Annotated in this window: 18 protein-coding genes; 10 read left to right on the top strand and 8 right to left on the bottom strand. The window is 61.1% G+C overall.

Annotated elements, in window-relative coordinates:
• Position 1: 1 nt before the first annotated feature.
• Positions 2 to 1,246, bottom strand: a complete 1,245-nt coding sequence (locus ACXYMO_RS15195; RefSeq protein ID WP_458879581.1) for a glycosyltransferase family 4 protein — start codon at positions 1,244 to 1,246, stop codon at positions 2 to 4.
• The gene (locus tag ACXYMO_RS15190) at positions 1,243 to 2,454 is read right to left on the bottom strand and encodes a glycosyltransferase family protein (protein ID WP_458879580.1); all 1,212 of its coding nucleotides are present in this window, start codon (positions 2,452 to 2,454) and stop codon (positions 1,243 to 1,245) included. The genes ACXYMO_RS15195 and ACXYMO_RS15190 overlap by 4 nt, the downstream gene beginning before the upstream one ends.
• Before the next feature lie 328 nt (positions 2,455 to 2,782).
• Here ACXYMO_RS15190 and ACXYMO_RS15185 point away from each other — a divergent pair, with 328 nt between their 5' ends.
• A complete protein-coding gene (locus ACXYMO_RS15185) occupies positions 2,783 to 5,110 on the top strand; it encodes a mechanosensitive ion channel family protein (protein WP_458879579.1) in 2,328 nt (775 codons plus the stop codon).
• Positions 5,111 to 5,114: 4 nt separating this feature from the next.
• On the opposite strand, the gene ACXYMO_RS15180 is transcribed toward ACXYMO_RS15185, so the two are convergent.
• The 5 genes from ACXYMO_RS15180 to ACXYMO_RS15160 form a co-directional block, all read right to left on the bottom strand.
• The gene (locus ACXYMO_RS15180; protein ID WP_458879578.1) at positions 5,115 to 5,474 is read right to left on the bottom strand and encodes a hypothetical protein; all 360 of its coding nucleotides are present in this window, start codon (positions 5,472 to 5,474) and stop codon (positions 5,115 to 5,117) included.
• A 148-nt stretch (positions 5,475 to 5,622) separates the two neighbouring features.
• Positions 5,623 to 6,777, bottom strand: coding sequence for an ABC transporter permease (locus tag ACXYMO_RS15175; protein ID WP_458879577.1), 1,155 nt, complete (start codon positions 6,775 to 6,777; stop codon positions 5,623 to 5,625).
• Entirely contained in the window at positions 6,774 to 7,802 is a 1,029-nt protein-coding gene (locus ACXYMO_RS15170; RefSeq protein ID WP_458879576.1) for an ABC transporter permease, read from the bottom strand. Before ACXYMO_RS15170 ends, ACXYMO_RS15175 begins: the two co-directional genes overlap by 4 nt.
• Positions 7,802 to 9,727 (bottom strand): ABC transporter substrate-binding protein, encoded by a 1,926-nt coding sequence (locus ACXYMO_RS15165; protein ID WP_458879575.1) that lies wholly within the window; start codon positions 9,725 to 9,727, stop codon positions 7,802 to 7,804. The genes ACXYMO_RS15170 and ACXYMO_RS15165 overlap by 1 nt, the downstream gene beginning before the upstream one ends.
• A complete protein-coding gene (locus ACXYMO_RS15160; protein ID WP_458879574.1) occupies positions 9,720 to 11,492 on the bottom strand; it encodes an ABC transporter ATP-binding protein in 1,773 nt (590 codons plus the stop codon). The genes ACXYMO_RS15165 and ACXYMO_RS15160 overlap by 8 nt, the downstream gene beginning before the upstream one ends.
• A 224-nt stretch (positions 11,493 to 11,716) precedes the next feature.
• On the opposite strand from ACXYMO_RS15160, the gene ACXYMO_RS15155 reads away from it, so the two are divergent.
• From ACXYMO_RS15155 to ACXYMO_RS15115, 9 genes are all read left to right on the top strand, one after another.
• Entirely contained in the window at positions 11,717 to 12,202 is a 486-nt protein-coding gene (locus tag ACXYMO_RS15155; RefSeq protein WP_458879573.1) for a class I SAM-dependent methyltransferase, read from the top strand.
• A 91-nt stretch (positions 12,203 to 12,293) separates the two neighbouring features.
• Positions 12,294 to 13,664 carry a bifunctional enoyl-CoA hydratase/phosphate acetyltransferase gene (locus ACXYMO_RS15150; protein WP_458879572.1) on the top strand — a complete coding sequence of 457 codons (1,371 nt, stop codon included), beginning with the start codon at positions 12,294 to 12,296 and terminating at the stop codon, positions 13,662 to 13,664.
• Positions 13,661 to 14,809: an acetate/propionate family kinase gene (locus ACXYMO_RS15145; RefSeq protein ID WP_458879571.1), complete on the top strand. Its 1,149-nt coding sequence runs from the start codon at positions 13,661 to 13,663 to the stop codon at positions 14,807 to 14,809. The genes ACXYMO_RS15150 and ACXYMO_RS15145 overlap by 4 nt, the downstream gene beginning before the upstream one ends.
• Positions 14,810 to 14,883: 74 nt before the next feature.
• Positions 14,884 to 15,513, top strand: coding sequence for a glutathione S-transferase (locus ACXYMO_RS15140; RefSeq protein WP_458879570.1), 630 nt, complete (start codon positions 14,884 to 14,886; stop codon positions 15,511 to 15,513).
• Between the two features lie 106 nt (positions 15,514 to 15,619).
• Positions 15,620 to 16,789 (top strand): acetyl-CoA C-acetyltransferase, encoded by a 1,170-nt coding sequence (locus tag ACXYMO_RS15135; protein ID WP_458879569.1) that lies wholly within the window; start codon positions 15,620 to 15,622, stop codon positions 16,787 to 16,789.
• Entirely contained in the window at positions 16,786 to 17,172 is a 387-nt protein-coding gene (locus ACXYMO_RS15130; RefSeq protein ID WP_458879568.1) for a nuclear transport factor 2 family protein, read from the top strand. The genes ACXYMO_RS15135 and ACXYMO_RS15130 overlap by 4 nt, the downstream gene beginning before the upstream one ends.
• A gap of 149 nt (positions 17,173 to 17,321) precedes the next feature.
• Positions 17,322 to 19,727 carry a GcvT family protein gene (locus ACXYMO_RS15125; RefSeq protein ID WP_458879567.1) on the top strand — a complete coding sequence of 802 codons (2,406 nt, stop codon included), beginning with the start codon at positions 17,322 to 17,324 and terminating at the stop codon, positions 19,725 to 19,727.
• A gap of 68 nt (positions 19,728 to 19,795) precedes the next feature.
• The gene (locus tag ACXYMO_RS15120) at positions 19,796 to 20,476 is read left to right on the top strand and encodes a TetR/AcrR family transcriptional regulator (RefSeq protein ID WP_458879566.1); all 681 of its coding nucleotides are present in this window, start codon (positions 19,796 to 19,798) and stop codon (positions 20,474 to 20,476) included.
• Complete coding sequence (locus tag ACXYMO_RS15115; protein WP_458879565.1) at positions 20,473 to 21,780, top strand: NAD(P)/FAD-dependent oxidoreductase; 1,308 nt, start codon at positions 20,473 to 20,475, stop codon at positions 21,778 to 21,780. The genes ACXYMO_RS15120 and ACXYMO_RS15115 overlap by 4 nt, the downstream gene beginning before the upstream one ends.
• Before the next feature lie 71 nt (positions 21,781 to 21,851).
• On the opposite strand, the gene ACXYMO_RS15110 is transcribed toward ACXYMO_RS15115, so the two are convergent.
• Positions 21,852 to 22,253, bottom strand: a complete 402-nt coding sequence (locus ACXYMO_RS15110) for a DUF3307 domain-containing protein (RefSeq protein WP_458879564.1) — start codon at positions 22,251 to 22,253, stop codon at positions 21,852 to 21,854.
• Positions 22,254 to 22,330 lie beyond the last annotated feature (77 nt).

The following is a 22,330-nucleotide window of genomic DNA, read 5'->3' as shown; positions in this document are numbered from 1 at the left end:
CTCAGCCCTCCGCCAACATCCGGCTCAAGCGGTCCGAAAGCCGGGAAATGCCCGGATCCATGCCAAAATCGCGGCGCAACCGGTCAAGCGCGGCATCGGCCATTTCGATGGCTTTTGCCGGGTTGTCGGCCAGGGTCGTGATCGCCGCGGCCAAGGCCTCGGGCGTGTCTTTGGACAACACCCCATGCACGCCGTTTTCAATGAATTCAGGGATCGCCGATACCGCCGTCGACAGGATCGGCAACCGTTGCGAGGCGGCCTCCATCAACACATTGGGCAGCCCGTCACGGTCGCCGTCCGAGGCGATACGGCTGGGCAGAACAAACAGATCCGCCGCGCGCATCGCTTCGATCACTTCGGGCTGGTCACAGGCCCCGCGCCACGTGATACGCGCGCCGATGCCGGCCGCAGCGGCCTGAGCGGCCAGTTCCGATTTCAAACCGCCCCCGCCGATATGGGTCCAGTGCCAGTCAAGCGTGGCGGGCAATTGCGCCAACCCGGCGATCAGCCGGTCGAACCCCTTTTTCTCGACCAGACGCCCGACAGACAAAAGGTGCATCGGCGCATCCGGCCTGCGCATTGCACGATCCGGCGGGGCGGGAAAACGGCTCAGATCCAGCCCGTGATAGATAAGGTCGATCCGTCCGGGATCGCCGGACAATTCCCGCAGATGTGCCGCGCCATAGGCCGTGCAGGTCGCGCCGAACGTCGCGCCGAACCTGTCGGCCGCCAGCTTTTCGCGCAGCTCCCACTCGGGCGAGGTCCAGATATCCTTGGCATGGGCCGAAAAGCCCCACGGCAGCCCCCGCATGATGGCCGCATATCTGGCGACCGAAGACGGCGTATGCAGGAAATGGGCGTAAAGCCCGCGCACATCCTGCGGCATTTCCACAGCCATGACGCAGGCCTGGCCAAACCGTCGAATCCGGTTGCGGGTGCTGTCGCGCCGATAATCATCACGCCAGATGCGCATGGCATCGTCAAAACCGGGCAGGTGCCGTGCCTTCAGAAAGGCCTGCCAGGAGCGTTCCGGTTCGTGATGCAGGTATTCCGGCAAATAACGCACATTGGCCTTGATCCGGTCGTGCAGGGGATGGGTCTTGGTGTCCGTGGGAAAGCGCAGGGACCAGATGTCAAACCGATGCCCCGCCTCTTCAAGAGCGACCAGTTCCTGTGCGATGAAGGTTTCCGACAGGCGTGGCCAGCCCTTGACCACAACGGCAAGCGGCGTGGCGGCTGTGGTCATTCGGCGGCCTGTTCGGCACGCTCGCCCAGCAGGGCGGCAATGCGCCCGGTCACGTATTCCAGACCATCCAGCAGACCGTCGGAAATCGCCTCGCTCGGCAGGGATTGGGACGGCAGGTTGCGGATCGCGGCGATCATGGACTGAACCGACAGGCCATCGCGGTTTTCGTCCAGCATTTTGACCAGACCCAGTTCTTCGGCGCGGCTGGCCCGGATGTACTGTTCCAGACGGGGCACCGTGCGGGGCACGATCACAGCGCGTTTGTCAAAGGACAGGACCTCGCAGAACGTGTTGTATCCGCCCATGCACACCACACCCTGAGCACCGGCAAAAAGGGTTTCGATCTGCGATTCAAACCCGACGGCGGTGACCCGGCCGCCCAATGCATCGACCCGCGCTTCGAACTCGGCCCGGATGTCGCCCGACAGGAAGGGGCCGTAGACGAGGATGGCGCGCGGAGAAAGGGTGGGGTCCTGCTCATAAGCGGACAAAACCAGGTTCACCATGGTCTGACCATCGCCGCCGCCACCGGGTGTGATCAGGATATAGGGCTGTTCCGGCGGTTCTGCGGATTTATGCACCTTGCGCCGCAGATAGCCGGTCCAATGCATCCGCGCACGGGTTTCGTCGTTCAGGGTCAGACCTGCGGTCGGGTCATAGATTGACCGCAGCCCGTAGATCCAGATTTCGTCATAAAAACGTTCGGTGGCCTCGATCGCGTTCTTGCGGTCCCACTCGGCGGCCAGAACCTCGGGGTCGTCCAGAACGTCGCGCAGCCCCAGAACCAGCCGCGTGTGCCCCTGGGCCTTCAACTGCTCAAGCGTCGGCAGCAATTCCCCCCGGAACCCGGCAGGTTCCTTGTCGACGATCAGCACGTCGGGTTCGTATTGCTCGGCCGTTGAGCGGATCAATCCGGCGCGCAGTTCGGTTGTCTGTTCGATGTCCATGCCCAGGGTTTGGGAAACATAGCTCCCATCGCGCCGCTTGGTGACGCCGGGCAGGCGCACATGATCCACGCGGCGGGGGAAATCGAACCGTCCCGCCACCGGCGATCCGGTCAGGATCAGGGCGGATGCATCCGGGTCCGCCTTGGTGATTGCCTGTGCCAGGGCCCGGGACCGGCGCAGATGGCCCAAGCCAAAGGTGTCATGGCTATAAAGCATGATGCGCGGCGCGCGGGACGAACGGGGGGAGGCGGGGCGATTCATTGGCGCGCCTTAAAGCCGCCCATCGCGGCAGGTTCGTGCTGATGTGCGTGCGCGGCCATATCTTGCCTCATGGTCGGTCTGTGTCGCGGCGTTGAGCGTGCACCCGGTTCCTGAGGTCCTGGCAGCATATGTTGCAACGGCGCGATCTTACTTGAATTCGTACTAGTAAAAATGCCTTGGATTGAAAACACGAAACTCATCATCCCTGCTTGGGGAACCAAGCCTTATCGATAATCTAAGCGTTACCTGCGGCCCTGCCAATTGCGTCATTTTGTATGGGCCTATAGCCTTCGGTTCAACTGACCCATCAGGCAAGGCGAAATTCTTCATGCTGACCAACCTCACATGGCTCGTTGTCGCGGTCCTTTTTGCCTTCCTGACGCCCGGTCTCGCACAGGCGCAATCGGGCACGGACGGGACGGACCCGGCACAAAACGGGGCGCTGGCCGAGGCCATTCGCCAGGCCGCCGAAAGCGGGGTCAACGTCATCATCGTGGACAGCGCGGGCAACATGATCAGCACCGCCGCAGCCCCGGACCCTGAGGCCACGGCCAACGTGGCGATGGAAGGCGCATCATCTCTGATGAAGACGCAGGCCGAGGCCAACAAGTTCCGGAAAACGCTGCGTGAACGGCTGCGCGATCTGCCCAATTCGTTCAACGAGGTCGCGTATGTTCTGCGCGCCACCAGCCCCGACGGGCGCATCATGACCTATGTGAATGTCCTGTTGTGGAGCGTGGGCCTGTTTGTCCTGGCACAGCTGCTGACCCGAGAAATCTATGGCAAGCGGCTTGTGCGCAATTTTGTGGTCGGAAGGATACGGGAAAACCCGACCGGCTACCGAGAGAAAATGCCGTTCCTGGTTTTCCGGTTCGTCATGGGTGTGGGCGCCACGATATTTTCGATGGTTCTGGCCTATACGATCGGAGCGATCATTTTCGGTCCGGTCGACGATCTGTCGGTGCAGTTCACGATTTCGGCCATCTACGTTGCCTATTTCGTCGGGCGCACCGTTTCCGATCTGTGGCGCATGTTGTTGTCGCCCTTTCTCAGCCAGTACCGGATCCCGGTGTTTTCGGATCGCGCGGCCAAGGGGCTGTATTACTGGGCGGCGATCCTGGCCTGGTACAACATCTTTACCATTCTGTTTTCCACTTGGGTCGCCGATTTCGGGCTGAACTATAACGTCTATGCCATCCTCTACGGCATACTGTCTCTGATCGGGGCCATCGCGAATATTCTGATGATCCTTTTCAACGCCAATGCGATCACCAATGCCATTCGCAATGGCAAACCCCATTCAGAACTGACATTTGTCAAACGGCTGGTGGTGGCGGCCTGGGCGCCGCTGTTGATCGGATACATGATTTTTGGCTGGTTCAAACTGGCGTTTGATCTGGTTCTGGAACGTCCCGAACAGACACCTCTGATCCTGGGGGCCTATGTCGTATTCCTGTCGATCGTGGTGGTCTATGGCGTGATCAATTACGTGATCGAACGCTATTTCGACCGCACCATCGCGGTTGAACGGATGAACGCCGAGATGGCCATCGCCGACGCGGCCGAGGACAGTGAACAGCCATTGCCGCCCCGGCCTCCGCGCCCGTCGATCACCACGTTCGAGGACCTCGCCCGCCGCGTTGCCGGTATTCTGGCCTTTGTCGCAGGCAGCTATGCCTTGTTGCGGATCTGGGATCCGGGAAACATGGTCATGGAAGAGTCGCTGGTGGGTCGGGCGCTGGACGTTCTGGTGATCCTGTTCATCGGCTATGTCGTCTATCACTTCTTTCGCATCTGGATCGACAGCAAGATCGCCGAGGAAACAGTTCCCGAAGAAGATATGGAACTGGGCAACGAGGGCGGCGCAGGTGGCGCCAGCAGGTTGGCCACGCTGCTGCCTTTGTTTCGCGGTGCCATCCTCGCGATCGTCGTGGTCTCGATCACGCTGATTGCGCTGCTGGAAATCGGCATCAATGTCAGCCCGCTGTTTGCCGGTGCCGGTGTTGTGGGACTAGCCGTCGGTTTTGGGGCGCAGACCCTGGTCCGGGATATCTTCTCAGGGGCGTTCTTTCTGCTCGACGACGCGTTCCGCAAGGGGGAGTATATCGACGTCAACAGTGTCAAAGGCACGGTCGAAAGAATTTCGGTCCGGTCCTTCCAGTTGCGCCATCATCTGGGCGCCCTGCACACGATCCCCTTTGGCGAAATTCAGGTGCTGACTAATTATTCGCGCGATTGGGTCATCATGAAACTGCCCCTGCGGGTAACCTATGACACCGATGTCGAACACGTGCGCAAGATCATCAAGAAACTGGGGCAGGAACTTTTGCAGGACCCGGTGATCGGGGACAACTTCATCCAGCCGCTGAAATCACAGGGCGTGATCGAAATGCAGGACAGCGCCATGATCATCCGGGTCAAATTCATGACCAAGCCGGGCGATCAATGGCTGGTGCGCAAGAAGGTATATGAAGAAATCCGCGAACTTTTTGCCCGGGAAGGTGTGCGCTTTGCCCATCGTGAGGTCACCGTGCGTCTGGCCGACGGCAAGGTCGATGACCTGACGGACGAACAGCGTGACGCGGTTTCAGGTGCTGTCCAGGCCGCGATAGACGAAGAGGTGGTGGAGGACCAGGGCGGTGGCGACGACCGCTAGGGCCTCACGTTGCGCCGGGTTTGGGGATGATCCGTCCGGTATTGGCCTGAACACTGGGTTTTCCCAATTTCTGCGCCAAGGTCTGAAAACTGAACCCGAGTGACCCGCAAGCGCACAGGGCCACTCCGTTCTGCTCGTTGATCAGGATCAGGCGGTCATTGAGAAACTGGAGCCCGAACCCGCGCGCATCCAGCGCCGAAACAAGGTCGGACCACGACGTGGCCGCGGAAAACGTCTGGTTCAAATGGCAGGCCAAGGTCACTTTTGTTTCCGTGTCCAAAGCACTTGCAGACGGCGTTCGGCTTTGGGTTGCCCAGATCGTCGACATCGGACGTGCTTCGGGACGCATAGTCATGGCGTTCATCTTGACCCTCTTTAACAACTAACCACTTGGTTACCTTTCACTCTGGGTCAAATACGGGAAGGGTTTGGGAAATTTCAGGTCTTTTTTGTGCCGAAATTCCCACCCAGCCGCCGCGCGTGCGACAGGGCAGGACGCGACATCACGCAGATCAGTGATGGTAGGGGTCCAGTGAATCCCGCAACCCGTCCCCGAGAAAGTTGAACGCCAGTACGACCACGATGATCGGCACCATCGGCAAGGCGGTCCAGGGATAGATCTCGATATTGGCCAGGTTCTGCGCGTCATTCAGCATGACACCCCAACTTACTGCAGGGGCGCGCAGGCCAAGGCCCAGGAACGACAGCGCCGTTTCCCCCAGGATCATTGTCGGGATCGACAGTGTGGCGCTGGCAATCAGGTGCGACATGAAATTGGGCAGCAGATGCTTGCGGATGACCCGGCTTGACGAGGCCCCCATCATTTCGGCCGCGCGCACATATTCCTCTTCCCGCAGGGACAGGAATTTGGATCGCACCGATCGTGCCAATCCCGGCCAGTCAAGAATGCCCAGGATAACCGAGATGATAAAGAACACGGCCACCGGCCCCCAGTTTGACGGCACGGCCGCCGACAGGGCCAGCCACAGCGGCAATTCGGGCAGGGATCGCAGAATCTCGATCACGCGGTTGATGCCCCAGTCGATCCCGCCGCCGAAATACCCTGCAACGCTGCCGAAAAAGATGCCCAGAGCAAAGGAAACGGTGATCCCGATCAGGCCCACGGTCAGCGACAGCTGGGCGCCGAACAGGATGCGGCTGAACACGTCACGGCCCAACCGGTCCGACCCCCACAGGAAAATGGTTGCCCCCTCGGGCGCACAGAACAGATGCCGGTTAGTCTTGATAAAGCCGGCCAGACGATAGGTGCCGCCCTCGCAGAAGAACTCCAACTTCATCGGTTTGGTCTCATCCGTCGTGAACACCCATTGGAAAGTTTCCAGATCGGGTTGGGAAGACACCGCATAGACATAGGGCCCAATGAATTTGCCCTCATGAAACAGGTTGATGCTTTGGGGTGCGGAATAGAGATATTCGGAATGACGCTCGTTCGGGGTGTAGGGGGCGATGAACCCCGCAAACGGCAGCATCAGATAGGAAAACAACAGAAAGATGCCCGAGATCAGGCCCAGCCGGTGCTGTTTGAACTGGCGCCACACCAACAACCAGTTGGGCGCGTCCAGATCGCTGCGTTCCAGTGTCTGAATGCTGGTCTCCGGATCATAGGGTGCATCGTCCACATAGCGGCCATCGGGTAACTGGGTCATGACTGGCGCCCCTGATAGCGAATGCGCGGATCCAGCAGAACCAGCAGGATGTCCGAGATCATCGTGCCGACCAGTGTCAGCAGCGCCACGAACATCAGAACGAACCCGGCCAGAAACTGATCCTGCGTCTTGAGCGCGGTCAACAGGGTTGGGCCGATGGTCTGCAGGCCCAGGACCACGGAGACCAGAACCGACCCCGACACCATCGACGGCAGCAGGTTCCCGATATCCGCCACAAACGGGTTGAACGCCACGCGCAACGGATATTTCACCAGCATGCGCACCGGGCTCAGCCCTTTTGCGATGGCGGTTTCCACATAGGGTTTACTCAGCTCATCCAGAAGGTTCGCGCGCAGCCGCTGCATCATCGCCGCCGCGCCGGACGTGCCGATCACGAAGGTCGGCACGATCAGGTGGAGCAGGATGGATTTCACCTTGTCCCAGCTCAGCGGCTCGGATTCGAACGACGGGTCCATCAACCCTCCAATGGGCAGGTTGAAATACTTGTGCCCATAGTAAAACAGGATAAGCGCCAGCAAGAAATTGGGTGTGGCCAACCCGAGATAGCCAACAAAGGCTGATGTGTAATCGACCCAGGTCTTGGATTTGGCCGCCGCCAGAATGCCCAGGGGCAACGCGACGAGATACACGAAAAGAACGGCCGCAAGGTTGACCAGAACGGTCAGCCACAGGCTGTCGCCCACGATCTCGGAAACAGGGCGGTCGAATTCAAATGACCAGCCGAAATCGCCCTGCAGCAGGCCCGAGTACCCTTGCGGTCCGGGGATGAACCCGACCCAGATCAGGTATTGCTGATAGAGCGGGCGATCGAGCGCATATTCCTTACGCAGAAATTCGGCCTTGGCCACGCCGGCAGACTGGCCCGTGGCCCGCAATTCGCTGATCTGGTTGGACAGGTAATCGCCCGGCGGCAGGTTGATGATCATGAAGATCAGTGCCGACACCACCAGCAGGGTCAGAAGCATCGTGCCAAAGCGATAAACAGCGTAGCGTAAAGTGGACATCAGTCCGTCATGCCCTCAGCGAAAAAGAATTCATCCGGACGGTGAATGCCGAAATGCGCCCCCGGATCCCAGGCCCAGATGCCTTTTTGGGGAACGTTGCGCAGGCGGTTGGACACCACCACCGGCTGTGGCGCTTCGGCGAGGATGCCGATGCCGAACACCTGATCGGCGTGAATGGCCAGCATTTCGCGCCAGACGGCGCTCCGTTCTTCGTCGGTCTGGGCCTTTTCCCACTGGTGTGACAGTTCCATCAGGCGGATCGCGGGTTCCATATCCGGCGCTTCGCCGGCCTCTCCGCCGGTTTGATAGTGCTGACCCCACTTGGGCCAGGCGAAAAACTCCTGATGGCGCGGGGCCAGATAGTCGGGCGATGTGTAGGGCTGAGGAATGCCATTGTCCCACCCGTACCAGACCGCCGCCATGGTGGTGCCGGAATAGATGCGATTGCGCAGAATATCGCGGTCCAGCGGACGCATCACCATCTTGATGCCGATTTCACGCCAGGTGTCGGTAACAATCTGCAGGGCGTTTTCGACCTCTTGTCGTTCACCGGCGGTTTCAACCACCAGCTCCATCGGGCGTCCGTCAGGCAACAATCGGATACCGTCCTTGCGCCTCTTATCCAGACCCGCCGCGTCCAGCAGGGCATTTGCCTGTTCCTGGTCGAACGCGGCCCAGGCCGCGCGGTTGGCGGGGTCGAAAAATGGGCTGGCGGGCAGCACGGTCATCGCCCCCGGTTTTGCCAGTTTGAAAAACAGCGCCCGGTTGATTGTGTCCCGGTCGATACCCAGGGACAGCGCCCGCCGCACCCGCACATCGCGCAATACCTCGCGCCAGACCGGGTCGGCATAATTCAGGTTCGGATAGATTGCGATCTGGCTTGCGGTGCCGTTCGCCCACAGCAGGGTCTTGTAGTGGCCGCCATCCACCTCTCCCTTGCGCAGGATCGGGATGTCGCGGAAATCCAGTCCGCGCGCCTGCAGGTCCACCTCGCCCGCGTTTGCCTTGGCCGCAACCAGACCGCCCGTCACGATCTCCATCTCGACGACGTCGATATAGGGCAGTTGAACACCATGGCTGTCGAACCGATGGTAATAGGGGTTACGCACAAACAGATGCCGGATCTTTTTGCCCGCGCTGGAATTGATCCACGGCTGCAAGGTCGGCAACGACGTGCTGTCGAACTTGTACATGTTGTCCCGCTTGTTGTGCAGCGCCGCCCAACTTTTGACGCGGCTCTCGCTGATGGCCTCTTCCAGTTTGGCGGGATCGGCGTAATCAATGTGGAACTGTTTCAGGTAATGCGCCGGGCGATAGATGAACGGCGGGCGCGCCTGTGCCAGCGACTGCAGGAAATTCGGGTTTGGCGCGTCCCATTCAAACACGACCGTGGTCGCATCAGGGAATGTCACGTTGGGATATTTGCCATCGATCCGCAGAAAATCTGGGGGGCCGGCCGGGCTCAGTTCCGCATGGTTTGCGACATCTTTCCACCAGTATTCGAAATCGGCCGAGGTGAACGGCGCGCCATCCGACCAGCGGTGGCCAGGACGCAGATGCAGCGTAAATACCTTGTTGTCCTGATTTTCATACCGTTCCAGAATGTCGGGAACCAGATTGTATCCTTGGTCATACCCGACCAGCCGGGCATAGCCGTAAACGACCATCTGGCGGATGTCCTTGTCACGTGACACCATTGTGGCGAGCGTGCCGCCCTGGATGCCGAACTGGCGCCCCTTGGCCTCAAGATCGACAAACAGCGGCACCGCAGGGGCGCGCTCGGTGACCGGCGGCAGGTCGCCGCGCGTCACTTCTGATTTCCAGAAGGACCCCTCCTGCAGGGTCGGGTCCGCAGCTGCGGCACCGCAGGTGGTTGCCCAGGCAATCGCTGCGGGGAGGATCAGTTTGCGAAATATTTTAGACATGACAACGCACCTTGTGTCCGGGGTCCATTTGCGTCAGCGCCGGTACGACGTTGGCGGAGAACCGGAAAGCCTCGGGCCAGCTTTCGGGCGATCCGGCCCCTTGTGCCACCAGCTTCAAATCGATGGGGCGGTTGATATCAGGCGTCGGCTGCGCCGCGATCAGGGCCTTCGTGTAGGGATGTTTGGGGTTGTTGAACAAGGTTTCCGGCGGGGCCTGTTCAACGATCAACCCCTGGCGCATCACCGCTACGTCATCGGCGATGCGCGCGACCACGGCCAGATCGTGGCTGATGAACAGGTAACTCAGGTTCATCCGGTCGCGGATATCCTCAAGCAGGCTCAGGATCTGTTCCTGAACCGAGACATCCAATGCCGAGGTCGGTTCGTCACAAACGACGAGGGCCGGATCCAGCATCAGCGCCCGTGCGATCGACAGGCGCTGTCGCTGACCGCCTGAAAACGCATGCGGATACCGCATCAGCATTCCCGAATTCAGGCCGACCTGTTTCAGCATCTGCGCGGCCCTGTCGCGCCGGTCCGACCGGGTGCCGATCCCGTGAATGTCCAGCGGTTCGCTGAGGGCGTCCAGAATTCGCATACGCGGGCTGAGCGACGAATACGGATCCTGAAACACCATCTGGGCCTGTTTCTTGAAGGCAAACCGTTCGGCGCTGTCCATGGCATGCACCGGCATTGGGGCCGCATCAGATGTGGCGCGAAACATGATTTCGCCCCCCAAATCTGGCGGTTCGGCCCCCAGCGCGATACGTGCCGCGGTGGTCTTGCCCGATCCGCTTTCGCCGACCACGGCCAGCGTCTTGCCGCGCGGCAGCGCCAGATCGATGCCCCGGCAGGCCTGTATCGGGGCGCTGGGTTTCCACGAGGACGAGCCTCGCATGAAATAGGTCTTCGAGACGTTTTTCATTTCAAGAATGAGATCGTCCCGGGGCAACGGGGGCGGTGCGATGGCCTGTGCCGGTATACTGGGCGCGGCGTCAAAAAGCTGTTGGGTATAGGGGTGCGCCGGCGCGTTCAGCAAGGGTGCGGCGGCCCCGGATTCCATCACGCGGCCCTTGTGCATGACCACGACCTGTTCGGCCATGTTGGCCACCACGCCCAGATCATGGGTGACCAGGATCATCGCCATGCCGGTGTCGCGCTGCAAATCCTTCATCAGGCCCAGAACCTGTGCCTGCGTGGTCACGTCCAGCGCCGTGGTCGGCTCATCCGCGATCAAAAGGTCGGGCTTTGACACCATCGCCATGGCGATCATCGCTCGCTGGCGCATTCCGCCCGACATTTCGAAAGGGTAGGAGCCATAAGCGCGTTCGGGGTCGGGAAAACCGACCCGGTCGAACGTGGCGAGAACCTCGCGTTTGGCCTCGGTCTTGCTGGCACCCTTGTGCAGCAACAGCACCTCGGACACCTGATTACCGATCTTGTGAAGCGGCGACAGGGAGCGCATAGGCTCCTGAAAGATCATCGACACAGCATCGCCGCGCACATCGCGCATTGCACGCTTGCCGAGGGCGGACAATTCCAGGGGGCCGTTGCGCCCGTTCAGCACCACCCGGCCCGAATGGATGCGCGCAATTCTGGGCAGGATGCGCAGGATGGCACGGCAGGTGACCGTTTTGCCCGACCCGGATTCCCCGACCAGGGCCAGTGTCTGACCCTGTTCAACCTGAAACGAGACATCGCGCACCACCGGGTCGTCGCGGCCGAACCCGATGCTCAGGTTCTCGACTGTCAGCAGAGGGGCCATGCGAGAACTTTCATTCGGTTACGCATTGCACATCATTCTTTGTCTAACCCCCAGTCTTCGGGGACTACCTTCGCTTGGCGCCGACCCGCTAGTCAAATGACAATTGCACGCACCCGTGAGGAACACGTGAAATTGTTGTCGCAGGCGGCCTACACATCGGCGTGGAAATTTGGCATGACTTGGCGACCCGGCCGACACACAGGCCCCAACAAAGGATCGCACCCGTGAGCCGCCTTGACCTTTTCATCGACCGCATGGTGTCGCAACGCGCCTGTCTGGATTTTGCCATTGCCGAAACCGCCCACATGACCGGGCCGACCTTTGAACTTGGCCTCGGCAACGGGCGCACCTATCACCACATGCGCGAAAAGATCACCGGACGTGACATCTATGTGTTCGAACGTGCGGTTGCCTCACATCCGGATTCGACACCGCCGGAAGATCTGACAATTCTTGGCGACGTGATGGAAACGCTGCCCCAGTCCGTTGAACGCTTTGGCCCGACCGCCAGCCTGATCCACGCCGATCTGGGCGGGCACAACCGGGAAAAGAACGACATTTTCGCGCGCAAGGTGTCGCCGCTGATTGAACCGCTTCTGGCACCCGGGGGGCTGATGGTGTCCAGCGACCGGATGTATTTCGAAACGTTGACCGAACTGCCGCTGCCCGAGGGCGCGGTCGAGGGGCGTTGCTTTATCTATCGCAAGTGATCGGCGGGCTATAGGGGCGCGAATCCGTAGCATTGCGCCGGATTTGCCGTTACCTCTGGACCAACCGGATCAGCCAAGGATGCAGGCGCAGATGCAAAACGTTCCTTTCGACCAGTTGGAAATCGGGATGGAGGCCGAACTGAAACGCGTTCTGCGGGCCGACGACCTTTATGTCTTTGCCAATTCGTCCGGCAATCTGAACCCGATGCACTTGCCGAAAGAGGACGGTGACGGCGATGGCCGCCCCGAGGCGGTCGCGCCGGGCATGTGGGTGGCCTCGCTGATCTCGGCGGTTCTGGGCTGTGATCTGCCGGGGCCGGGGACGCTCTATCACACGCAGACCCTGCGGTTCGTCGGTCAGGCCCACGCGGGCGAAACCCTGACGGCCAAGGTACGCATTACGGGCAAGGGCGACGGGCGGCTGGTGCGATTTGACACCACCGTTTCGGCCGAAGATGGCCGGATGATCGTCGAGGGCGAGGCCGAGGTGTTCGCCCCCGAAAAACCGATGACCTTCCAGCACATGCAAATCCCTGGACTGACGGTGCAAAGCCATGTGCATTTCGACCGTCTGCTCGAACTGGCCGAACCGCTGCCGCCGATCCCCACCGCCGTTGTTGCCCCCGAAGAGCCTGACGCGCTGGGCGGGGCCATCCTGGCAGCGCAGCACACGCTGATCACGCCCATCCTGATCGGCAGCGCGGCAAAGATCGCCTCTGCGGCCGAGGAGTCGGATATCGATTTGTCCGGCTACACGATCGTGGATGTGCCCGATCACCACGCTGCGGCGGCGCAAGCGGTGGCCATGGTGCATTCCGGGCAGGCCGCCGCCCTGATGAAAGGGCACCTGCATACGGACGTGTTCCTTGGGGCAATCGTGAAACGCGAAACCGGTCTGCGCACCGGGCGCCGCCTGAGCCATGTGTTCGTCATGGACGTGCCGGGCCTTGCGCATCTTTTGATGGTAACGGATGCGGCGATCAATATTTCGCCCGATCTGCAGACCAAGGCGGATATCATCCAGAACGCGATTTATCTGGCGCACAGCCTGGGCATTGTCGAACCCAAGGTCGGTGTTCTGTCGGCTGTGGAAAAGGTGAACCCGGCCATCCCGTCGACTCTGGACGCAGCGATCCTGTCGAAAATGGCGGAACGCGGTCAGATCAAGGGCGGTCTGGTCGATGGGCCGCTGGCCATGGACAACGCCATCGATCTGGGGGCGGCCGCGACCAAGGGCATTCATTCGCTGGTCGCGGGCCGGGCTGAAATCCTGGTCGCCCCCAACATGGAATCCGGCAACATGCTTGCCAAGGAGCTGACTTATCTGGCCCATGCCCAATCGGCGGGCATCGTGATGGGGGCGCGCTGCCCGGTGATCCTGACCAGCCGTGCGGATGACGAAAAATCGCGGCTTGCCTCCTGCGCGGTGGCGGCTCTGCACGCAGCGCGAGGTCGGGCATGAGCATTCTTCTCACCCTCAATGCGGGCAGTTCCTCGATCAAGTTCGCGGTTTACCGCGACGGGGACGAGCCGGAATTGCTGCAGGCCGGGCAGGTCGAGAACCTTGGGCCGATTGCCCGGCTCATCCTCAAGGGGGACGGCGGCGGGACAAGTGAAATCGGCCCGGCGGATCATGCCGGTGCCGTCCGCGCCATCTTGCGGGCGGTTGCGCCCGTGCTGGACGGCGAAAAGGTGGCAGGGGTAGGCCATCGCATCGTTCACGGCGGCAAGACGTTTGGCGAACCGGTCGAACTTTCACCCGAGGTGATCGATCAGCTTACCGCCCTGATCCCGCTTGCCCCGCTGCATCAACCCCATAACCTGGCCGCTGTTGCCGCTGCGCAAGAGGCGTTTCCGGACGCGGTTCAGGTGGGGTGTTTCGATACGGCGTTTCACAGGGGCCATCCCTTTGTGAACGATGCCTTTGCGCTGCCGCGCAAATACTATGATCAGGGGGTACGCCGGTACGGGTTTCATGGTCTTTCCTACGATTACGTGTCGGGTGTTCTGCAGCGCGATTGGCCCGAACTTGCACGGGGCAGGGTGGTTGTTGCCCATCTGGGCAACGGGGCCTCGATGTGTGCAATCAGGAGCGGGCAAAGCATTGGCTCGACCATGGGGTTTTCCGCGCTTGATGGCCTGCCCATGGGAACCCGCTGTGGCCAACTCGACCCCGGCGTGCTGCTGTATCTGATGGATCAGGGCATGAGCAGTGCTGAAATCACCACCATGCTCTACAAGGAAAGCGGGCTGAAAGGTCTGTCCGGTATTAGCCACGACATGCGCACACTGCTGGCCAGCGACGCCGAACACGCGCGCCAAGCCATTGATTACTACGTCTTCCGGATCAAGCGTGAACTGGGTGCAATGGCGGCCGTGATGGGCGGGCTCGATGGTGTCGTGTTCTGCGGCGGGGTTGGCGAAAACGCCACTGAAATCCGCGCCCGCGTCCTGAGCGGCATGGGCTTTCTCGGGCTGGAACTGGATTTGCAGGCGAATGCAGAGAACCAGACGCGGATCGGTTTTGGGCCGATCCGTGTTATGGTGATCAATACGGACGAGGAACAGGTGATCGCCCGGGCCGTCGCACGCACCCTGAGGGCCTGAACCCTGCGTCACGCCCCCTTGTGCCAAGGCGCGAATGCAACAATGCTGGCGGCAACCAAGGGGGGAGAAATCACATGCTGTTTTACGACTGTTCCACCGCGCCCAATCCGCGCCGTGCCCGGATGTTCATTGCCGAAAAAAGGCTGGATATTGAAACCCGCGATATCAGCATCGCCAAGGGCGAACAGCTGACACCCGAATTTCTGGCCGTGAACCCGCGCGCGACCATTCCCGTCCTCGTCACACAGGAGGGCAATGTGCTGTCCGAAAACCTCGGCATTGCGGCCTATCTCGAAGCGGCCTTTCCCGAACCGCCCCTCATGGGGCGCAATGCCGAGGAAAAGGGCGCGGTGATGATGTGGAACGCCATCGCAGAACAACAAGGCGGCATGCCCATCGGCGAGGCCCTGCGCAACGGCAACCCGCACATGAAGGGACGCGCCATAACCGGGACGGAAAACTATGAACAAATCCCGGAACTGGCCGAACGCGGAATGAAACGCGCGGCGGCCTTCTTTGACATTGTCGAAGAGCGGCTTCAGCAAAGCCCGTTCATCGCCACCGACCATTTCACGCTGGCCGACATCACCACCTTTGTGTTTCTCGACTTTGCGCGCGTCATCAAGATGCGCATTCCCGATGCCAACACCGCCACGCAATCATGGTATGAAAACGTCAAATCGCGCCCCAGTGCGGCGCTGTAACCCGGCGCCGATTGCCTGAACGCTTTTGTCACTCGGGGGATTGAAATACCGCGCTTTGCATTTACCCTGCGTGCCGACCTGACCCCCGTCAATCAAGGATGAACCAATGCCCGAAGCCTATATTGTCAGCGCCACCCGGACTGCCGGTGGCAAAAGGGAAGGCCGCGTTTCCAGCTGGCACCCTGTCGATCTCGCCGCGGCCGTTCTGGATGATGTGGTCGCCCGGGCCGGCATCGCGCCCGACGCGGTTGAGGATGTCATCATGGGTTGCGTCAGCCAGGCGGGCGAACAGGGCCTGCATTTCGGACGCAACGCTGTGCTGGCGTCGACCCTGCCGCAATCGGTGCCTGCCGTGACGATCGATCGTCAATGCGGGTCGTCCCAGCAATCGATCCACTTTGCCGCCCAGGCCGTCATGTCCGGCGTTCAGGATGTGGTCATCGCCGCCGGCGCCGAAAGCATGAGCCGCGTCGCCATGGGATCGACCGGCCGATGGAGCCGCACGCCCGAACCCGGCAGTCCCACCAGCCCCGGTCTGGATCGCAAACACCCCGGAACGATTTTCAGCCAGTTCACCGGCGCCGAGATGATCGCCGAGAAATGGAAGCAGAGCCGAGACGATCTGGACCGGTTCGCACTGCGCAGCCACCAGAACGCGATTGCGGCCACAGACTCTGGTGCATTTGATGCCGAGATACTGGCGCTGGACGTGCAAACGGAAAAAGGCCCCGAACGCCACATTCACGACGAAGGTATCCGGCGCGAGGCAACGCTCGACAGTATTGGGTCTGTCCGAACGCTGGTCGAAGGGGGCCGCATCACCGCCGCCAACGCCAGCCAGATTTGCGACGGATCGGCCGCTGTCATGGTTGTCTCGGAACAGGCGCTGAAAACCCATGGGCTGACCCCGCTGGCCCGTATTCACGCCATGACCGTCACCGCAGGCGATCCGGTCATCATGCTGGAAGAGCCTTTGTTCGCCACCGACCGTGCGCTGCAGCGCGCTGGCATGAAGATCGATGATATCGACCTATACGAGGTGAACGAGGCCTTTGCCCCGGTCCCGCTGGCCTGGTTGCAGCACACAGGCGCGGATCCGGACAAGCTCAACGTCAATGGCGGCGCCATCGCGCTGGGCCACCCCTTGGGCGGATCGGGGGCAAAACTGATGACGACGCTGGTGCACGCGCTCAAGGCGCGCGGAAAACGCTATGGGCTGCAAACCATGTGCGAAGGCGGCGGTATCGCCAACGTCACCATCATCGAGGCGTTGTGACACAGGACATCGACGCCAACACCCGAAACGCCAAGGCGTTTTACGACCTGATGTTCAATCAGTGCAAACCGCGCGAGGCCATCGCGCGGTTTGTTGGTGAAACCTATACCCAGCATAATCCGCATGTGGGCGACGGTAAGGATGCCTTCATCGCTTATTTTGAGCGTATGGCCACCGAATACCCGGGCAAAAACGTGCGTTTTGTGCGCTCGGTCGCGCAGGGGGAGCTGGTGGTGTTGCATTGCCATCAGACATGGCCCGGAAGCGATGATTATGCGGGGATGGATGTCTTCCGTTTTGACGAAAACGGCAGGATCGTCGAGCATTGGGACGTGCTGCAGGTCATTGCGGGCGAGTCCCAAAACGATAACGGCCTGTTCTGAGACAGCCGCCCTAAGGCAAGGGCGAGTTTGACTTTGACCTGTAGAAAAAGCCCCCAAATCGTACTGGACAGAAATGTCTAGACGGACGTGCCCCGGCTGAATACCGTCGTTTCAAACAGGACAGTCCGACAATAGGGGGGGAGGCATCCATGAAGGCGCATTATCAGGCCGTGGTGATCGGCGGTGGCGTGGTGGGCGCCTCGGTTCTTTATCATCTTGCGAAATTCGGATGGCGCGATGTCTGCCTGATCGAACGCAGCGTTCTGACTGCCGGATCGTCCTGGCACGCGGCGGGCGGCATCCATGCCCTGAACGCCGATCCGAACATTGCCCAGCTTCAGGCCTATACGATCGACCTCTTGTCCGAGATCGAACAGGAAAGCGGTCAGAACATCGGCCTGCACATGACCGGCGGGCTGACCATGGCCGGAACGCCGGACCGCTGGGAATGGCTGCAATCGGCCTATCGCGTGTTCCAGTCCATCGGGATCGAGGATTGCCGCCTTGTGACGCCGCAAGAGGCGCGCGAACTGAACCCGATCATGTCCACCGACGGTCTGTTGGGCGGCATGTGGGCTGACCGCGAAGGCTATATCGACACGACGGGCACCGTGCATGCCTATGCCGGCGCGGCCAAGAAACGCGGCGCCGAGGTGATTGAACACAACCGCGTTCTTGAACTGCACCAGACGTCCGATGGCTGGGACGTGGTGACCGAAAAGGGCACGATCCACACCGAACACGTGGTCAACGCCGGGGGGCTTTGGGCCAAACAGGTCGGGCGCATGGCGGGGATTGAATTGCCGGTCTCACCGCTCAAACACCATTATCTGGTCTCGGATACCATTCCGGAACTGGAACAGATCGATTTCGAAGTTCCGATGACCGTGGACCTTGAGGGGTTCACCTACCTCAGACAGGATCAAAAGGGCGTTTTGCTGGGCATTTATGAGGTTGATCACGAACACTGGGCCATGGACGGCGCCCCGTGGGACTATGGAGTGGAGCTATTTCAGGAAGACACGGACCGCATCGAAAAGGAACTGACCCTCGGGTTTGAACGCTATCCCTGCCTGCAGGAGGTCGGCGTTAAAACATGGGTCAACGGCGCCTTTACCTTTTCGCCGGACGGCAATCCGCTGGTCGGCCCGGTCCCCGGCAAGCCCGGGTATTGGTGCGCCTGCGCGGTCATGGCCGGATTCCTGCAAGGCGGCGGCGTTGGCAAGTCCCTGGCCGAATGGATGATCCACGGCGAACCCGAGGCAGACGTGTTCGGCATGGACGTGGCCCGCTATGGCGATTTTGCCCAGAACAAACGCTATATCCGTGAAACCACCGGGCAGTTCTATTCTCGCCGGTTCGTGATGACCTACCCGAACGAGCAGTTGCCCGCCGGTCGCCCGCTTAAGATGGCCCCCGCCCATACCGCCATGACCGAGGCGGGATGCAAATGGGGCGCCAGTTGGGATCTCGAGGTGCCGCTCTATTTCGCGCCCAATGGCTTTGTCGAAACGCCGACCCTGAAACGATCCAACGCGCATGACATCGTGGCGCAGGAATGCAACGCCATCCGCAAGGGTGTTGGCCTGCTCGATATCACCGGATTTTCCCGGTTCGCGGTGTCCGGGCCCAATGCCGAACGCTGGCTGAACCGCCTCATGGCCAGCAAACTGCCCAAGCCAGGCCGCGCCGCACTGGCCCCGATGCTCAGCGAAACGGGCAGGCTCAAAGGGGATCTGACGGTGCTGAACTGGGGCGATGGAACCTGGTGGATCATGGGGTCCTATTACCTGCGCGCCTGGCATATGCGCTGGTTCAGCGACCATCTGCAGGACGGCGTGACCGTCACCGACCTAGGCGAGGAAATCGCCGGGTTTGCCCTTGTCGGCCCCAAATCCCGCGATGTGATCGAAACCCTGGCCGAACAGGACATATCCGGCCTGCCGTTCATGGGCTGCGGATCGTTCGACATCGGCCTTGTGCGGGCTCGCGTTGCGCGCATGTCGGTGACTGGCGAGATGGGGTATGAAATCAACTGCCGGATGGGCGATCATATCGCGCTGCGCCAGATGCTGCTTGCGGCGGGCGCGGAGCAGGACATTCGCGAATGTGGTTTCAACGCCATGCTTTCGACCCGGCTTGAAAAATCATTCGGCATCTGGTCGGCGGAATTCACCCAGGGTTACACCCCCGCGATGACCGGGATGGACCGCTGGATCGCATGGGACAAGGGTGACTTTGTCGGTCGCGCCGCCGCGATGGCCGAGCGCGACGGTCCCGGCCCGGCGCAGGTGCTTGTCACGCTTGAAATCGACGCGCTGGACGCGGACGCAAGCGGGTATGAACCGGTCTGGTCAGGCGACCGCAAGGTCGGCTTTGTGACCTCGGGCGGGTATGGGCACACGTTGGAAAAATCACTCGCCATGGCGCTGGTTGACCGCGACTGCGCTGACACGGGCACGCCCTTGTCGGTGCATGTGGTCGGTGTCGAACGCCCCGCCCGCGTGATCGCCCCGTCCCCCTATGATCCCAAAGGCGTGGCGATGCGATCATGATCCGCGCATGTGCGACCTGTTCACCGGAACCGGGCGGCGCCGTTGCGCCCGGCGCGGATGCCTGACCCATGGCCCGTCCCAAACCCAGCCTGTTGCACCGGGACGATCCCACCCTTGAACCGCTCAGCGGTAATATCAAGGTAACGCGCCAGGATTGGCTGAACGTCGCCATGGATGTTCTGGTCAGCGACGGGGTTGAACAGGTCAAGGTGATGTCGCTGGGCGATCGGCTGGGTGTGTCGCGGTCCAGTTTCTACTGGTATTTCAAATCGCGACAGGACCTGCTCGACGCGTTGTTGAAACGCTGGCAGGACACCAATACCGCCGCCCTCGTGGCCCAGGCGGAACGGCCGGCCGAGACAATAACCCAAGCCGTCTGCAATGTTTTTCGCTGTGTCGTGAACCCGGTGCTTTTCGACACGGCGCTGGATTTTGCCGTGCGCGCCTGGGCCCGCCGTTCAGGCAAGGTGCGCCGGGTGCTCGACCTGTCCGATCAGCGCCGCGTGGCCGCTCTGACGGCAATGTTCGAACGGTTCGACTTTGACCCGACCGAGGCGATGACCCGCGCACGCGTGCTCTATTACATGCAGAACGGCTATAACGAGGCCGAACTCAACGAATCCCTGCAGGACCGGTTGGCTTTGGTCCCGCATTACCTGCTGATCTTCACCGGCCAACACCCGCGCCCGCAGGAAATCGCGGACCTGCGTGCCTATGCTCTTGCTGCTGATAATGAGGCCAGTTCATGACCCAATCTCCCGACGTCATCATCATTGGAACCGGCGTCATCGGCGCGGCCATCGCGTTCGAGTTGTCCAAGGCTGGTTGGGCCACCCTGTCGCTGGATCGCAACCAGCAGGCCGGGCATGGTTCAACCTCGGGGTCCTGCGCCATCGTGCGGATGCACTATTCGACCTTCGATGGCACCGCCCTGGCGTGGGAGGGCTATCACTATTGGCGCGATTGGGCCGAATACCTGGGGCTGCCGGCTGGCACCGATCTTGCCAAATTCCGCGAGGTTGGCTGCCTGGTGATGAAAACCGAGGCCAACGATCATCTGCAAAAGCACATGAAATTCAGCGCCGGTCTGGGGTGCCCGTACGAGGAAATGACCCCGGAACAGATCACCGCGCGTCTGCCGATCTACACGCTGGAGAGTTTCGCGCCGCCAAAGCGCCTGGACAATCCCGCCTTTGGCCAGCCAAACGGGCGTCGCATGGGCGGGGCTGTCAACTGGCCCAACGCGGGCTATGTGACGGACCCGGCGCTCTCGGCGCAAAACCTGCTGGCGGCGGCCCAACAGCATGGCGCGCGCATCCGGCTGGGCGCCGAGGTGGTCGAGATCCTGCAAAGCGGCGGACGCGTCAGTGGCGTGAGACTGGCCGGTGGCGACACCCTCCACGCCCCCGTCGTCATCAACGTCGCGGGTCCCGGCTCATCAATCGTGAACCGCATGGCCGGGGTCCTCGAGGACATGACCATCCAGACCCGCCCCCTGCGTCAGGAGGTTGCACATCTGCCCAGCCCTCAAGGGTTCGATTTCGAAAATATGGGAACGATCGTATCGGACAGCGATATCGCCTGCTACGTGCGCCCCGAACATGGCAACCACATCCTGATCGGCTCCGAAGACCCCGAATGCGACCCGCATGATTGGGCCGCAAATGACCGCGACTACGACCGCGATTTCACCGATCAATGGACCACGCAGGCCATGCGCTATGCGCAACGCGTCCCATCGCTCGGCATTCCCCGGCAGTCGCGCGGCGTGGTGGACCTCTACGATGCCTCTACCGACTGGATCCCGATCTACGACCGCTCCAGCCTACCGGGCTTTTACATGGCCTGCGGCACCAGCGGGAACCAGTACAAGAACGCCCCGATCGCGGGCAAGATGATGGCGGCTCTTGTGACCTATTGCGAAAACGGGGGGCATCACGACGCCGCGCCGCTGACCTTCACGCTTCCCTATCTGAACCGCGACATCGACGTTGGCTTTTATTCCCGGAAACGCCCGGTCAATCAGGACAGCAGCTTCTCGGTCCTGGGCTGACACAGGGCTTCATCTTGCTCGATAAACTCCGTGGGAGTCGCCCGGCAGGGCGGCGGGGGCAGAGCCCCCTTTCACGGTGCCGACCCGGCGGTGAAATAAACCCAAAGTGCGGCCATCGCCACGTAAGTCAGATGATGCAGAGCCTGATCAAACCCGTTGGCGCGCCAGTATCCTGCCTCGCTTGGATCATACTGTTTGGCTTCGGAATACCGTGCCTTGGCCCAGTCGATATTGAAATGCACCACCCATTCGGCCAGCGCCAGTCCCACAATGAAACCGACCGGGGCACCCACCAGCGTAATGGCAATGGCAGACCCGATCGCATGTACACTGGCGTGCTGGGCCCGGCCCAGATGCCAGTACTCTCCGCGACCCGACAGCATGCGCGACGTTTGCAGAAAATAATCGGCAAACATGTGTTTGATCTGCAAAAGGCAGATCAGGATCAGAACTTTGCTGACAAGGTCAGGCAAATCGAACTCCGGCGCATCTCACGAGCGTCAGCTTAGGCGCTTCGTCTTCTGTCTGCAATCGCCGGGGCGGATCGTAT

It is taken from the genome of Arenibacterium sp. CAU 1754 (assembly GCF_054482635.1).
The sequence above is the reverse complement of the archived record's forward strand: the minus strand, read 5'-3'. Positions and strand labels throughout refer to the sequence as shown.

Coding starts and splice junctions, on each gene's coding strand:
- ACXYMO_RS15195 (WP_458879581.1), bottom strand. CDS start 1,246: ATGACCACAGCCGCCACGCCGCTTGCCGTTGTGGTCAAGGGCTGGCCA.
- ACXYMO_RS15190 (WP_458879580.1), bottom strand. CDS start 2,454: ATGAATCGCCCCGCCTCCCCCCGTTCGTCCCGCGCGCCGCGCATCATG.
- ACXYMO_RS15185 (WP_458879579.1), top strand. CDS start 2,783: ATGCTGACCAACCTCACATGGCTCGTTGTCGCGGTCCTTTTTGCCTTC.
- ACXYMO_RS15180 (WP_458879578.1), bottom strand. CDS start 5,474: ATGAACGCCATGACTATGCGTCCCGAAGCACGTCCGATGTCGACGATC.
- ACXYMO_RS15175 (WP_458879577.1), bottom strand. CDS start 6,777: ATGACCCAGTTACCCGATGGCCGCTATGTGGACGATGCACCCTATGAT.
- ACXYMO_RS15170 (WP_458879576.1), bottom strand. CDS start 7,802: ATGTCCACTTTACGCTACGCTGTTTATCGCTTTGGCACGATGCTTCTG.
- ACXYMO_RS15165 (WP_458879575.1), bottom strand. CDS start 9,727: ATGTCTAAAATATTTCGCAAACTGATCCTCCCCGCAGCGATTGCCTGG.
- ACXYMO_RS15160 (WP_458879574.1), bottom strand. CDS start 11,492: ATGGCCCCTCTGCTGACAGTCGAGAACCTGAGCATCGGGTTCGGCCGC.
- ACXYMO_RS15150 (WP_458879572.1), top strand. CDS start 12,294: ATGCAAAACGTTCCTTTCGACCAGTTGGAAATCGGGATGGAGGCCGAA.
- ACXYMO_RS15145 (WP_458879571.1), top strand. CDS start 13,661: ATGAGCATTCTTCTCACCCTCAATGCGGGCAGTTCCTCGATCAAGTTC.
- ACXYMO_RS15140 (WP_458879570.1), top strand. CDS start 14,884: ATGCTGTTTTACGACTGTTCCACCGCGCCCAATCCGCGCCGTGCCCGG.
- ACXYMO_RS15135 (WP_458879569.1), top strand. CDS start 15,620: ATGCCCGAAGCCTATATTGTCAGCGCCACCCGGACTGCCGGTGGCAAA.
- ACXYMO_RS15125 (WP_458879567.1), top strand. CDS start 17,322: ATGAAGGCGCATTATCAGGCCGTGGTGATCGGCGGTGGCGTGGTGGGC.
- ACXYMO_RS15120 (WP_458879566.1), top strand. CDS start 19,796: ATGGCCCGTCCCAAACCCAGCCTGTTGCACCGGGACGATCCCACCCTT.
- ACXYMO_RS15115 (WP_458879565.1), top strand. CDS start 20,473: ATGACCCAATCTCCCGACGTCATCATCATTGGAACCGGCGTCATCGGC.